At 48.7% G+C, this 15,485-nt stretch carries 8 protein-coding genes; 7 read left to right on the plus strand and 1 reads right to left on the minus strand.

All coding sequences use genetic code 11. From position 1 onward, the window contains the following. Nucleotide 1: 1 nt before the first annotated feature. From GILYN3_RS02025 to GILYN3_RS02055, 7 genes are all read left to right on the plus strand, one after another. Nucleotides 2-769 (plus strand): M90 family metallopeptidase, encoded by a 768-nt coding sequence (locus tag GILYN3_RS02025; RefSeq protein WP_049721299.1) that lies wholly within the window; start codon nt 2-4, stop codon nt 767-769. A gap of 417 nt (nt 770-1,186) precedes the next feature. Beyond that, entirely contained in the window at nt 1,187-3,025 is a 1,839-nt protein-coding gene (locus GILYN3_RS02030; RefSeq protein WP_084005037.1) for a TolC family outer membrane protein, read from the plus strand. Nucleotides 3,026-3,121: 96 nt separating this feature from the next. Next, entirely contained in the window at nt 3,122-5,272 is a 2,151-nt protein-coding gene (locus GILYN3_RS02035; protein ID WP_049721301.1) for a type I secretion system permease/ATPase, read from the plus strand. Then, a complete protein-coding gene (locus GILYN3_RS02040; protein WP_049721302.1) occupies nt 5,272-6,690 on the plus strand; it encodes an HlyD family type I secretion periplasmic adaptor subunit in 1,419 nt (472 codons plus the stop codon). Before GILYN3_RS02035 ends, GILYN3_RS02040 begins: the two co-directional genes overlap by 1 nt. Beyond that, complete coding sequence (locus GILYN3_RS02045) at nt 6,690-7,277, plus strand: helix-turn-helix transcriptional regulator (protein WP_084005039.1); 588 nt, start codon at nt 6,690-6,692, stop codon at nt 7,275-7,277. The genes GILYN3_RS02040 and GILYN3_RS02045 overlap by 1 nt, the downstream gene beginning before the upstream one ends. 177 nt (nt 7,278-7,454) lie before the next feature. After that, on the plus strand, nt 7,455-13,154 hold the full coding sequence (locus GILYN3_RS02050; RefSeq protein WP_049721304.1) for a retention module-containing protein: 5,700 nt from the start codon (nt 7,455-7,457) through the stop codon (nt 13,152-13,154). 16 nt (nt 13,155-13,170) lie between these two features. Further along, complete coding sequence (locus GILYN3_RS02055) at nt 13,171-13,533, plus strand: hypothetical protein (protein WP_198147262.1); 363 nt, start codon at nt 13,171-13,173, stop codon at nt 13,531-13,533. Nucleotides 13,534-13,570: 37 nt separating this feature from the next. Here the strand turns inward: GILYN3_RS02055 and GILYN3_RS02060 are convergent, their stop codons facing one another. After that, the gene (locus GILYN3_RS02060) at nt 13,571-15,481 is read right to left on the minus strand and encodes a bifunctional diguanylate cyclase/phosphodiesterase (protein ID WP_049721306.1); all 1,911 of its coding nucleotides are present in this window, start codon (nt 15,479-15,481) and stop codon (nt 13,571-13,573) included. Nucleotides 15,482-15,485: the final 4 nt, after the last annotated feature.

Raw genomic sequence — 15,485 nt, forward strand, 5'->3', positions numbered from 1 at the left:
TATGTTTGCTTGGTTTCGTCAGTGGCGAGAAAAACGCATCATCCGTGACAATCCCATCGACGAGCGCGATTGGCGGCAAGTGCTGGACCGCTTGCCGGTGTTGCAGGGCTTAACCGATACTGAGCTTGCGCGCTTGCGACGCCTAGCTATTTTGTTTATGCACGAAAAAGATTTTGTCGGCATTCGAGGACAAGTGCTAACCGGCAATATGGCACTATTGATTGCGTTACAAGCTTGTTTGCCTATTTTAAATTTAGGTATCGAGTGGTACCAAGGCTGGCAATCAATTCTGGTGTACCCCGCAGCATTTAAAACGCAGCGTACCCAGCTGGATGCCAGCGGTGTAGCGCATGAGGTTGAGCACCATTTGGCCGGCGAAGCCTGGAATCAAGGTGGCGTGGTACTGGCTTGGGATGAAACCGCCAAAGCTGGGGTGATTGATGGCCATAATTTAGTGATTCATGAGTTTGTTCATAAACTTGATATGCTTAATGGTGCCGCCGATGGTTTTCCGCCTTTACGCGCGGGCATGTCGGTAGATGATTGGACCGCTAGCTTTGGCAGCGCCTTTGAGGATTTATGTCTTAAAGTAGCTCGCGGCCAAAACACAGATATTGACCGCTATGGCGCGACTAACCCTGCTGAGTTTGTCGCGGTTACCAGTGAGGTGTTTTTTGAGCAGCCCAGGCGCTTAGCAGACGCTTATCCTGAGGTATATCGTAATTATATGGCTTTTTATGGGCAAAACCCTGCTGAGCGCCTACCATAAATATAGGGCTTGATTGGGTGTGTTGTCTCGGGGGAGGGGTAGACCGCTCTGTATTATGTGAGCTCTACTGGGTTTGATGTGAGCATGGCTGTGCTATAACTACACTCGGTATTCAATACTCACGCAGAGGGGCCTAGCGGATTTTTGTGATCCACCAAAATGGTTATATAAATACGGCTGTTTTACAGCCAGTTCTTATAGACGAATGATAGGTTTTTCTTGATTCTTATTCCTTTGATAAAGTACCATCGTGCTTCAATGTGGAAATATGTGACACTTTCCCCGTGGCGTGACATTTTTAAAAAACGGTTATCTAAAGTTTTACATACATTAACCTGCCGGCAGAGCATGGTGTCTACGCAATGCGCTTTTCACAAGTACACTACACATGAAGTCTCATCATTCGAGGGATTAACAATGCAACTCCCCCTACGTACATCAGGAGTGTTTGCACATATATTGACGGGTGTTTTTCTGTCTGGATTCTGCGCCGCTGTAAACGCACAATCGGCTAGTGAATCATCGACGCAAACTTCTGTTACGCCTACCAGCTCAATCGCCGGTGTTGCTGCCGAGGCCATAACCAGTCGCGATGTGGTATTAAAGGCGCTCGATTATAACCCCGAGGTGCAAGCGGCGTGGCATACTTACCAAGCGGCAATTCACGATGTCGGAACTGCGCGAGGCGGCTACCTGCCTTCAATTGACTTAGTTGGCAGTACCGGCAAGCAACGGCGCGACTACGACGACCGTGATGATTACGACATTAATCAACTTGAGTTGTCATTAACGCAGATGCTATTTGATGGTTTTCGGGTCGCCGGCCAAGTGAACCACCTTGAAGGGGCGCGTCAGGTGCGCTATTTAGAGCTGCTTGATGCTGTGGATAACCTAGCGCTTGAGTCATTTGTTGTGGCTGAGGACCTTGTGCGTTACCGCACACTGCTGAAGCTGGCTCGGGCTAACTATCAAGAGCATTTGAATGTGCAAAGTCAAATTGGCGATCGTGTGGATCAGGGTGTGGGGCGTCGCGCCGACCTCGATCAGGTCGATGGTCGTGTAGCTCTTGCCGAGTCTAATTTATTAGTTGAAGCCGCTAATTTGCATGATGTTACGGCTAAATACCTGCGTATCGTCGGTGATTTACCACCGGCGAGTTTGGTACCTAGCGACCTGCAATCGGAGCCGTTACCCAATTCTGTTAAAGACTTACTGTATGCCGCTTATCGGGGAAACCCTGGGTTTCATGCCGCGATTAAAAATATCGCTGCCGCCCAGGCGACCGTGCGCACTCAGCGCTCGGGTTATTACCCGCGAGTCGAACTGCGTGCCCGTTATGGTACGCAGCAAAATCTAGGCGTGTTTGATGATCGCACCAATCCTAGTGACTTTGGTGATGAAGGTGCTATTGAATTAGCTTTTACCTACAATCTATTTAGTGGTGGCTCAGATCGCGCTGCGGTAAATCGCTCTTTGTCTGAGCTCAATACAGCTAAAGACCAACGCGATGTTGCCTGTGTTAATTTACGTCAGACAACCCAGATCGCCTACAATAATACTCGCAGTTTAGCCGAGCGTTTGGTGTCGCTTAATCAGCATCGTGAGGCGAGTGATCGCGTTCGCCGAGCCTATTCTGAGCAGTTTCAAATTGGGCAGCGTACATTGCTTGACTTGCTTGATGCCGAGAACGAATACTTTCAATCGAGCCGGTCGTATATCGATGCCCAGCATGAATTAAACATTGCTCGGGCACAGGTGTTAGAGTCTACGGGTAAGTTGTTGTCGGCGCTTAATATCGTGCCCGATGAACTGCCCGTGACAGAAGGGCTAGACGAAGATTTGTCGGATATCGATGTTGAGCCGTCGGCGGCTTGTCCAGCATTATCACCATCGGCGCTGTCTCGCGATGACTTACTTAACAATGTCATTACTTATGAGACCGTTAGTTTGTTTGCAGATAATAGCTCGGTATTAACCAATAGTGCGATGAACCAGCTAGATCAATTGTTGGTTCGCTATGGTAATCAGTCGGGTCGCGTTGCTGAAGTGGTTATTGGTGCTCAGTCAGCTGCACCAAGCCCGTCTAAAGTTAATCGTGCCCTGGCCCGTGCGCGGGTTACGGCAGTGCGCGATTACTTGGTGATCAATGGCATCGACGCTGGGCAGGTCGAGGTAGAACCCGCGATTGACCCAGCGGGTGTGGTCGTGCGCCCAGCAACCGATCGTATCGAAATTACTGTGCGTCAACTGCAGTAGTAAGTGCGTCTCGAACTTCGAGGCTTGAGTTTTGATGTTAGTTGAAGCTTAAGTCTCGAGGTAAAAATACCGACGATATAAGAGGCTCAGTATTGTATGAGTGATAAAGCTGACGAGTTCAGTCAGGCCTCGTTGCGCGGTGGTCCACTGTTAAACTGTCTGTTGATCTTGGCGCGCATGCACGGCGTCAACACTTCCGGTTCGACCTTGCTTGCCGGCTTGCCTTTACAGCACGAGCCACTACCGCCTTCACTATTCGATCGTGCTGCACGCCGCGCAGGATTAACCAGTCAGCTGGCACAACGCTCCTTGGCTGACATTAATCGCTCGCTTTTACCGGCAATTTTATTGCTAGAGGGCAATCAAGCTTGTGTGTTGCTGGGCATTGATGGCGAGCACGCAGAAGTTGTTTTCCCGGACTTACCGCAAACTCAAGTTAATATCCCCCTTGATGATTTAAGCGCTCGCTATAGTGGCCGGGTTATATACGCTCGCCCACGCTTAAAATTTAGCGCTCGCAATGCCGATATTGTTCAGAGCCAAAAAGGCCATTGGTTTTGGGAGGTTATTAAAGCGCACCGAGGCCTGTATCGCGATGTACTATTTGCCGCACTGCTGGTGAATGTTTTTGCGTTGGCCATGCCTTTGTTTGTGATGAACGTTTACGATCGAGTCGTGCCAAATTTTGCCCTTGAAACCTTGTGGGTTCTGGCTTCTGGGGTTGCTATTGTCTTGTGCGCTGACGTCTGTTTAAAAATGGTGCGCGCGTGGTTTGTCGATTTGGCGGCTAGTCGAGTCGATATTACCTTGTCGGCGGCTATTATGGCGCGAGTACTGGGTATGCGCATGAGCGAGCGACCGGCGTCGGTTGGCTCTTTTGCCGCGGGCCTGCAAGCGTTTGAGTCGGTGCGTAGCTTTATTGGCTCCAGTACTATCATTGCCTTTGTCGACCTACCTTTTGTGATCTTATTTAGTTTAATTATCGGCATGCTAACCTCTTGGTGGTTGGTTGTGCCAATCGCCGTGGGGGTGATTATTTGTATGCTGTACGCCGCCGCCGTACAGGCAAAAATGCATGAGTTGTCGCTCAGCAGCATGGAGGCGAGTGCCTATCGCAATGCGGTATTAGTGGAAAGTCTCAATGGGCTTGAGGCGTTAAAAACATTAGGTGCCGAGGGGAAAATGCAAAACCTATGGGAGAAATCTACCGTATTTCTCTCGCGTACTACCACCAAGATGCGTTTATTGTCGGGCTCGGTAACCACCGGTGCGGTATGGGTGCAGCAGCTGGTCGCGGTAGCCATTATTATTGTCGGTGTGTATTTAATTACTGAAGGTGAGCTTACTCAAGGCGGGTTAATTGCCGCGTATATGTTGTCGTCACGTATTATGGCGCCAGTGGGGCAGAGCGCGGCATTAATGATGCAGTATCATCAGGCCGCAACAGCCTTAGAGGGGGTCGACCGGGTTATGAATACACCGATTGAGCGCCCAGAGCAGGCGGAGTGGATTACCCGGCCGCGATTGGATGGACGGATTGAGTTTAAGAACGTCTCGTTTAGTTACCCGCACGATGAGCGCCATGCGTTACGCGATGTAAGCTTCAGTATTGAGCCGGGCGAGAAGGTGGCGATTCTCGGGCGCAACGGCTCGGGCAAAACAACGATCGAAAAAATCATTGCCGGTCTTTACGCGGCTTCTAGTGGACGAGTGTCGATAGATAACATCGATATCGGTCAGCTCGATCCTGCGCAGTTACGCCATAATATTGGTTATGTTTCGCAAGATGTTAATTTGTTTCTCGGCACTTTGCGCGAGAACATTACCATGGCCGATCCGCGTATAGATGATGAAAGTCTGCTTAAAATACTTGAGCTGGCAGGCTTAGGCAGTTTTATTAATGCGCATCCGCAAGGTCTATCGATGCCGGTCGGTGAGCGCGGCGAACTACTCTCAGGTGGACAGCGTCAAGCGGTGGCTATTGCTCGCGCTATGGTGACAGATCCATCTATTTTATTGTTGGACGAGCCTACCGGCGCAATGGATCACACCAGCGAAGAAGATCTTAAGGTTAAACTGGCTAAGTTTTCCGTTGGTAAAACCATGCTGGTGATTACTCACCGCAACTCATTGTTAGCGATGGTCGACCGTATTATTGTGATTGATGCGGGAAAAATTGTTGCCGATGGGCCAAAGGATCAAGTAGTCGAAGCGTTGCGACAAGGTCGCATCGGGAGGGCTAGCTAATGAGTCAAACCCGAGAGCAAAAACACTTTCATCGTATAGGTCGTTGGATTACTAAGCTGGGTCAGCCGTTTGGAAAATTGGTTGATAAGGTTTGGAACCGCTGGATGTCGCCCTCGCAATCGCATTCTAAAGACTGGGTTGAGGATGCTGATTGGGCCAAGATTCAGCAGGCGCCGTTGCGAGCACGCGGTTTGTTGTACAGCATGTTACTGATTGTGATTGCATTATTTGTCTGGGCTGGTTTTGCAAAGATAGATGAAGTCGCACGCGGTCAGGGTAAAGTTGTCCCCTCTACCCATACTCAAATTGTGCAATCGTTTGACGGCGGTGTGGTACAAGAGATTTTAGTGAAAGAAGGGCAGGTGGTCGAGCAGGGGGCATTGTTGATGCGGATTGACCCGACTCGTTTTATATCCACTTTTCGTGAGAATCGTGCGCAGTATCTGACATTGCAAGCGCGTGCCGCACGCCTACAATCGTTGGTAGATGATTCTGAGTTTCAGATTCCCCCATCGGTGAGCAAAAATGAGCCACGGGTTGCTGAAAACGAAACAACTTTATATCAATCTAACCTTAATGAGTTAGAGCAAAAGCTATCGCAGGCACGGCAACAGCTTACTCAGCGACGCGAAGAGTTAAATGAAGTTGAGGCGCGCTTAAGTCAGGCTTCGCGTGCTTACGAGCTATCAAGCCAAGAGCTAAAGGTCACTCGGCCACTGTTGGACAGTGGGGCGATTTCGGAAGTCGAAATTTTACGGTTGGAGCGCGACGCGTCTAACGCTAAAGGTGAAAAAGGCCAAGCAACGGCACAAAAAGCGCGTATTGAATCGGCTATTATTGAGGCGCAAAATAAACTCAAAGAAGTCAGCTTGGTGGCCAAAAATGAATGGCGTAATCAGCTCTCTGATACGCTGTCCAAACTGTCAAGTTTGTCCGAAACCAGCACAGGTTTAGCCGATAGAGTTAAATATGCCGATATTCGCGCCCCAGTGCGCGGTACTGTGCAGCGGATGTTTATTAATACCGAAGGCGGTGTGGTACAACCGGGAAGTGAGGTGTTAGAAATGACGCCGCTGGGCGATCAGTTGTTGGTCGAGGTAAAAATCCCTCCCAAAGACATTGCTTTTTTGCGTCCAGGTCAGCAGGCTATGGTTAAGTTAACCGCTTACGATTTTACAATTTACGGTGGGCTGCCGGGTGATATCGAACATATCAGTACGGATACCGTTACCGATGAGCAAGACCAAACTTACTACATAGTGCGGGTTCGAACTCGCGAATCAGGCTTTGATAAAACGCTGCCAATCATTCCCGGGATGACAGCGCAAGTTGATATTATAACCGGTAAAAAAACCGTCTTAGCCTATCTTCTTAAGCCTATTCTTCGGGCCAAACAAAACGCAATGACAGAACGATAATGCAATCAATATTTGTATCGACCTCTGAGGTCAATTCCGCGCGCTGGTGTCTGGCTATGACCGATGCTCGCGTGTGTTTAGATAAGGCTCCAGGGGAAATCTCATTTGACCCGCAATCGTTAGTGTGGCTGGTTATGGCTGGCGAATGGCGTGAACACTTAAGTCTTGCTTTGGCGGCGGGTGCAAAAGTAATCGCCATGACACTGACCGAAACCGCTCGTGAAGCGCGCACGGTGATTGGCTTAGGTGCCAGTGGTTATGTGCATGCATTGGCGGCGCCGGAATTACTCATTCAAGTTAAAAATGCAGTCGAACATAATGGCCTTTGGCTCGGTAAGCACTTGTTGGGCGAGTTATTAACGCTTTCTACCCCAGCAAAGCCGCGCCCAGCGGTGGGGGATCAACTCAGTATGCGTGAGCGAGCCGTTGCCCAAGCGGTGGCGCGCGGTAATAGCAATAAAGAGGTGGCACGTGAGCTGGGCATTACTGAGCGTACAGTTAAGGCTCACCTGAGTGCTTGTTTCGATAAGCTTGGTGTTCGCGATCGGATGCAGCTGGCATTATTGATGAGCAATGATGACGCTTGATGCGAGTTTAGCGGAGCAGCCCTTCCTTTAAGTTATTAGTCTCTCATTCTTATATTCTTTTGCACTATTGGACCTAGGTACAATAGATGTGTCGCTTGTTTCCTTTTAGTCTGATATCAATAGAAAATTTATATCAAATGATATAGATACTGAATTCGGCTAAATCTGGAGATAAACATGGCGACTCAATCAGCAACCGTAGGTGTATTGCAGGGCAAAGCATGGGCAAGAGCCGCTGATGGTTCTCTGCGCGAGCTAGCGGTAGGTGATGTTGTCGCCGCTGATGAACGCCTGGTCACAGAGGTTGGCACACTTATCGAGCTCGATTTTGGCGATGGTGCGCCAGTGGCCCTTAGCGGCCTTCACGATGTCGCCATGAGCCCCGATCTTTGGCCAGAAACAGCCACTTCTAGTGAACACGCCAGCGTACTTGACGACCAGTTTGACGCGATCTTAGCCAGCCTTGATGAAAATGACAGCCTGTTGCTTGGCGGCGACGGTGATCTATTGGATATTCTCGATGAAGCGCCTGCGGCGGGTCAATCAGGCTCTGACGGCGGTCACGACTTTGTTCAGGTTGAGCGTATTAACAATTCGGTAGAGGATCAATCGTTTGAGTTTGGTATTGCGCCGCGCGCTGATAACAGCGCCCGCGAGCAAGGCGATTTGATCGTTAATAATGCCCCAACAGCTCAAGACCAGTCGTTAACCACCGGTGAAGACACTTCCGTTATTGGCCAAATAAGCGCCCAAGATATCGATGGCGATAGCCTAACCTACACCCTGACGCAACCTCCCGCTAATGGCACTGTCACGCTCAACCCCAGCACCGGGGAGTTTGAGTACACACCTAATCCCGATTTTAACGGCACCGATGAAATTTCAGTCACCGTGTCAGATGGCACCGATAGTGCCGTAAGCATCGCACAAATAGAAGTGCTGGCCGGCAACGACGCGCCTGTGGCACAAGACCAAACCTTGACCACACCAGAGGACATCCCTTTGTCGGGCCAGGTAGACGCAAGCGATATTGACCTTGGCGACACACTTACCTATACACTAGAGGTTCCGCCGACTCACGGCAGCGTCACCATCGACCCAGAAACGGGCGCCTTCACCTATACTCCTGCCGAAAACTATAACGGTCCCGACGAATTTACTGTTGTGGTAATCGATAGCTCCGGCGCCAGCGACACCGCCATCGTTGAGCTGACCGTAACTCCGGTTAATGATGCCCCCAATGCGATAGACGACGGTCCGTTAGAAACTTCGGCTAGTACTACCGTAACTGGCAATGCACTCAATAATGACTCAGATGTCGACGCCGATAACCTACAAGTTATTAGCTTTAGTGTTAACGGAGATGACACCGCTTATACCCCGGGCACAGAGGCTCAATTAGATAACGCCGGCGTGTTCGGCATCGACACCAATGGTGAGTTTTACTTTACTCCCGCGCCTGGATACAGCGGTCCAGTCCCCGATGTTAGCTATACTATTAGTGATGGCTCGATATCCGATAGTGCAGTGATCAGCTTTGACGATGTACCTGCGCCTTCAAACCCAACACCTACGCCAACGCCAACGCCCACACCCTCGCCGACTCTCGATGCGGTGAACGACAGCATCAGCGTTAACGAAGACGCCAGCGTCAGCGACACCGTGGCGGGCAACGACGCGTTGGGTGAAACCCCCTCGAGCTTCGCCGTGACCAGCGACGTCAGCAACGGCACCTTGGTGTTCGCCGCCGACGGCAGCTACACCTACACGCCGGACGCCAACTTCAACGGCAGCGACAGCTTCAGCTACAGCATCACCGACGCCGACGGTCAGACCGACACGGCCACCGTCAGCATCACCGTGAACCCCACCAGCCCCGCGATCGACGCGGTGAACGACAGCATCAGCGTTAAGGAAGACGCCAGCGTCAGCGACACCGTGGCGGGCAACGACGCGTTGGGTGAAACCCCCTCGAGCTTCGCCGTGACCAGCGACGTCAGCAACGGCACCTTGGTGTTCGCCGCCGACGGCAGCTACACCTACACGCCGGACGCCAACTTCAACGGCAGCGACAGCTTCAGCTACAGCATCACCGACGCCGACGGTCAGACCGACACGGCCACCGTGAGCATCACCGTGAACCCGCTCAACGATGCTCCGATCATTGATGTTACTGCCAATGATTTTGTTGAGGGTGATGTTGTGGTAGCCGGTTCTACCGTTGCAGGCACTTATTCAACGGATGATCTCGGTGATGGAGATACTTTAACGATTAGCTTTAATACGCCAAGCCCACACTACACGTTGGATCTTGTGAATAACCAAGTGTTATTAACTCAAGCTGGGGTTGATGTCGTTGATAATGGAGGTGCCCTAGACGCTATTGATTTGATTGTGACAGATGATGGCAGTCCTGCATTGTCTGGTACGGATAGCGACACACCGGAAGTGACGGCGGTAAATGATGCTCCTATTGCTGTTCCTGATGCATCGGTGAACTACACCTTAAGTGAGGGTGCTGCCTTGTCGGTTAATGCTGCAGATGGCGTCTTAACTAACGATATTGACTTGGATGGCGATAGTTTTGTTGCTACAGAGTTTGCAGCAGATATCTCAGGTGTTGGTGCTGTATTGGTTGACGATGTCGCAACTATTACGACGGCATTAGGTGGTGAGGTAACATTATATGCAGATGGTTCGTTTGATTATGTTGCCCCTGCTACTGTTGATCATTCAGCTGCTGATGTTGAGGTAGATAGTTTTGCTTACCGTGTATCAGATGGTTTAGAAACGTCAAACTGGGCGCTTGTTGAGATTAACGTAACAGACACTGCTCCAGTGGCAGAGGCTGATAATGACACAGTGAATTACAGTGGTGCGGCAACTGGGAATGTTATTAGTGGTGCGAGTGGCGATGGCACAGGAACAGATACATTAGGTGAGGATAGCGCGTCACTTTCGAGTGTTATTTTTGACGGTCAAACGTATGATTTGACGGATTTGGATGGCTCGAATAACTGGGTAATTAATGCCGACTCAGGACAGCTGACGATCAATGTTGATGGTAGTTATAGCTATCAATCGGTTGCTTCTTCTAGCCCTGTGACACTTGGTTCGACCGCCGGTAATGGATCTTTAGCAGATTGGTCTGCCGCTAATTTATACGGCTTTAGTACCGCGACGCCATTTGCTGCTGGCGGATCATTATTGTTGACTAATGCGAATGCAGCGATATTGCATTACGACAATTATGGTTTATACATTAATTCGCCAGGCGGTAGTGATGACCCTGATGAGTTGGATTCTAATGCGCTTGGTACAGAAGCAATTGTCATTGACTTTACTGAATCTGCAGATCAAGCACAGGTCACGCTCACGGATGTTCAAAATCAAGACGGAGGTAACTGGATTGCATATGATACCAATGGTAATCAGGTGGCGACCGGCAGTTTTAATGGCACGAACTCAGTAACGATTAACCCAGGCGTTGATTTTCAATATTTGGCACTGACAGGCGGTGATACAAATGATGATTTCAATGTCCGATCGGTAACTTATACTCCAGCACCAGTGAGTGCCGAAGAGTTTACTTATCAATTAACGGACTCCGATAACGATAGTAGCTCTGCAGTATTGACGATTACTCATAACACCGCAGTCGGTGATTATGATGAAGAGTTTAATGTTACTGAAAACCAAGATATCACTGCCGGCAGCTTTAATTTACTAGACAATACATCACCAGTGTCCGGTAGCGGCAGCATATCCTCTGTGAGTGAGGGATCAATTTGGGTGGGCGGTGTAGATGTGAGCGCCGATTTTACTTTCACTCCATTATCAACCTCAGCAGGAGAAGTTATTCGGTACGAGTTGACGCATAATGAGTCTTCGCATACAGCCGAATTGACGGTTAATAGCGATGGTGATCTTACTTTTGTAAATCAAAACCAAAACCTCTTTGATTTCTTAACAGTAGGTGAGGACGCCGAGATTCGAATTGATTATCAAGTGACAATTAATGGCGTACAGTATGATTCAACGGCGACAGTTAATGTTGCTGGTCTTAATGATGCCCCTGTTGCGAATCCAGACACCGGCGTGTTGTCGGGTGGTTTTGCTTCCGAGTTTTGGGTGTATAACCAAGGAGTGGATGGCCCAAATTTATCAACCATTGCGCAAGTAGTCGGGTTTACGGGGGGGAACACACCAGATGCTACATTTATTTCAACAGGCTTTGATTATTCTGTAGATAGTAGTGACTCGGATTACAGCGCAAACTTAGGCTCAGGTTCTAACTTGGAGTTATGGCTGTCTGATAATGGTGATGACTCATCGATTGTACGGAATACTACTGAAAGTTCAGGTGATGCAATTGTTCGGTTCACGGGTATTTTTGATGTAACTTCAGATGGCTTTTATGACTTTAATATTCGTCACGATGACGGGTTTGTAGTGTACATAGATGGTCAAGAGGCGTTTGTTGCAGATTTTATTACTTCGCCGAGTGATTATTCCGATACTACCTATTTAACCGCAGGGTCTCATGATGTTGAAATATATTACTGGGATCAAGGTGGCGAATATGTGTTTAATGGAAGCTTATTTGATGCGTCTGGTAACGATGTATGGACTTCTGCAAATCTTTCATATCGCGGCTCAGCCATCACAACGAATGAAGATAGTGCGATAACAATCAATGTGTTGGCTAATGATACGGATGTCGATGGAGATATCTTAAATGTTGCGTCGGTTTCTAATGGCAATTATGGAACAGTAACCACCGATGGTAATGTGGTGGTCTATACACCTAACAATGGCTTTTTTGGTCAAGATTCCTTTACTTACACTGTGACTGATAATAATGGCGGAACGGACACCATTGCTGTGCCAGTTGAAGTGCGGCCAGCGAATAACTTACCTGTTATTGATTTGGATGCAGATGATAGCTCAAGGGCAACGAATGGTGGGTATGTTGATGCTGGGCCAAGCTATAATCCATTGCCTATTACCGATGCCGACCTTGTGATTAGTGATCTCGATGGCAGCCAGTTATTTTCGGCACAGATACAGATTCTAAATCCCGAGGCTGGCGATCTGTTAGTGATGAATGGAAGTTTGCCAGGCGGTATTAATTTTGTTTACAACGCAGCAACCGCAACGGCGACTCTTGGTGGCATGGCCTCACATGCTGATTATATTACTGCATTGAAAATGGTAGGTTTTGATGACAACGGTACGGTGACCGGAGCGAGAGACATATCAATTTCTATTTACGATGGTAGCGATCAAAGTGCGTCCGTTAATTCAACTATTTATGTGACGGACGGTGAGCAGCTTGGCAACGCTAGTAATAACGTCATTGATACTAGTAACTGGGGAGGAACCGCGGCCTTAACATTGAAAGGATTTGGTGGTGATGACAACTTACGCTCTGGTGATTACGACGATGTACTCATAGGTGGTGCAGGTGATGACACTTTGGCCGGTGATGCTGGTAATGATGTATTAATTGGTGGCTTAGGTGCTGACACTTTCGAATGGAGCTTGGGTGACGCTAGCAGTACCGGTTCGCCGGCAATGGATGTGGTGTTAGATTTCTCTACCAGCGAAGGCGACACATTGGATTTGTCTGACTTATTGCAAAGTGAGAGCCTAAGCAATATCACCGATTACTTACACGTTGAATCGGACGGTACGGATACTGTTATACATATTAGTCAGTTGGGTAATTTTGATGGTGACTACGCAAGTCATACCAGCGCGACTGATCAGGTGATTACGCTGGAGGGGGTTGATTTATCTGGCATTGGTGCTGGTACCAGCGATGAGATTATTAACTATCTGATCAACGGCAATCACTTGTCAATTGATCAATAATGGATGATGACAAACTATGGCACCGCTCAGCGGTGTCAAAGGAGTGGTGATGTTTGTAAGGCGCGATAGTAACGGTGATATTTGTGCGGTTAGCCGTGAAATGATTGCCGAGGTAGATGAACCGATAGCCGCGGATGCCGAGGAGCTAACTCAGTTTTTGCAAACGTCTAAACCTGAGGCTCAGCGCGCGCTCGAACAGTCAGATTTACAGATGGCGCGAGTGATGGAAGATGTTGTAAACCTGTTGATTGATAAATCAATCATCCGGTTTACAGACCTGCCTTTGGCGGCGCAACAAAAGTTATTGGGCCGCCGTGAAGTGCGTGATCAGGTGTTGGGTAACTTCGGTTGGAGCGACGAGGATCATTTGTCGCTTTAACCTGATCACTTCATTCTTGTTAATTTATTAATAACTTTTATTTGATCCCAGGGCCTGTCACACCATCTGTATTTAAGGTGGCAAGGGCCTGTTGTTCAGCCTCGGTTGTAACCCCCTCGGCGATCATGGTCATGCCTAATGAGTGTCCGATACGACACAAACTTTGAATGTAAGCGTGGTTGCTGTTTTGGGTGTCAGCGTCACGAATAATCGCGCTGTCAATTTTTAAATAGTCCAAGCCGATTCCTTGCAGCTCTTCTATACGGGTAAATTCCAAGCCGACGTGCTCTAAGCCTACCTTGCAGCCTAGCTCGCGCAGTGCGCGACAGAACTGTTTTAATTGTGGCATCTGACGAATGGCACAGATTTCGGGGAACTCGATCCAAAGATGTGTATTAATGTTGAGCGAATTACTTAATAGCTCGAGCACTCGGGTACGAAAGTGAGCGTCGCACAAAGAGCTTTCAGAGAAGTTGATTGCACAAGGCAGTTGTTTGGTTTGAATGTCGTTAAGCGCCGCGCTTAAAACGTGTTCGTCTATATGCGCAAGTAGCCCTAATCGGCGTGCCCAGCCAACAAAGTAGCCTGCATTTTGCCAGTTGCCATCGATGTGTAAGCGTACCGGACGTTCGTAGTGCAGGATGCTACCGTCGTGGTCACGTACAGGGAACTCTCCCAGTAGTACGCCATTATTATCAATTGCCTGCTCAATGCTCGTCCGCCAATCGGCCAAGTTACGCTGTAAACCTTTAGCTTGTTCAAGTGGCTGAACCACAATGCCGCGATTACCTTTTTGCTCGGCAAGGGCCAAAAGTCCGTCTAATCGCGATAATAACTGGCCGCGTTTTTCACCGGATTCTAACGAGCTGGCTGCAAGTGGTAAACCAATTCTTTGATCATCTATACCTAGTGCAATGAGTTGATCATGCATTTGCTCGCTAAGCTTATGGGCGGCTTGTTTAAGTTGCTGTGTGCCCGATAAGACTAAGGCAAAGTCGGTACCATTAAGCCTGCCGGCAAAGCCTTCGGTGTTGTCTTGGGTATGTTCATTAAAGATCCGGCCTAAATTTGTCAGTAATCGATCAACAATGTCGCGGCCTAGTTTTTGGTTTAAATCGGCTAGATTAAGTAGCCGAACTAAGTAAATTGAGGTGTCATTTTCGTTCTCTTCACGCAAAGCTGCACTATCTAGCAGGTTAATAAAGTGATCCCGGTTCGACAAATGAGTAAGGGCATCTTTTTGTGAGGCAACTTGTAGCCGCTCTAATTTTTTTGTTTCTTTTTCTAACATGGCTTTAACGCTGGCCGACAATTTGTTCATGGCTCTTACTAGGCGTCGTAACTCGTATGTTTTAGGCTCGCTGGAGGTAATAAAATGACGCTGGCCAATGGCTTCGGCTTGGATGACCGCTTGGTTGAGCGGACCTGTGATAAACCGCAAAATGGCTGTGCCAATTAAACCGCACAGTAGCGCGGCGATAATAAGCCATTGCAGTAGATTTTTTGTGCTTTCCCATAACTCTTGTTTGGCATAGCGCGAGTGGCTTAGCAGCTCAATCGTGCCGTATTGTTGCCAGCCATTTTGTACTTGGGCAATGCCAGGCTTGGGCGAAATGTCGAGCATATTATTAAACCAGTTAGGCACTGGATCTGTTGTTTCGCCCTGAAAGTTTCGCTCGGTAATAATCTCACCGGCGGGATCAGTGAAGCGTATATATTGATAATGACCACTATCAAATTGCGCGGCAATTAACAGCTCTAGAGTGACCGGATCTTTTTGCATTTGGGTGATTGAGAGCGCCAGTGAGTTGGCGTTATCGATATTCTTTAGATGCAATTGTTGCTCTAGATACGCCTTGGCGGTATAGGTACTGATAAAAAAGCTGCCACCCATAGCCAATAGTAGTATTAAGACAATACCGATCCAGAGTTGTTTAATCAGCGACATAGTG

It is taken from the genome of Gilvimarinus polysaccharolyticus (assembly GCF_001187555.1).
Taxonomy (GTDB): domain Bacteria; phylum Pseudomonadota; class Gammaproteobacteria; order Pseudomonadales; family Cellvibrionaceae; genus Gilvimarinus; species Gilvimarinus polysaccharolyticus.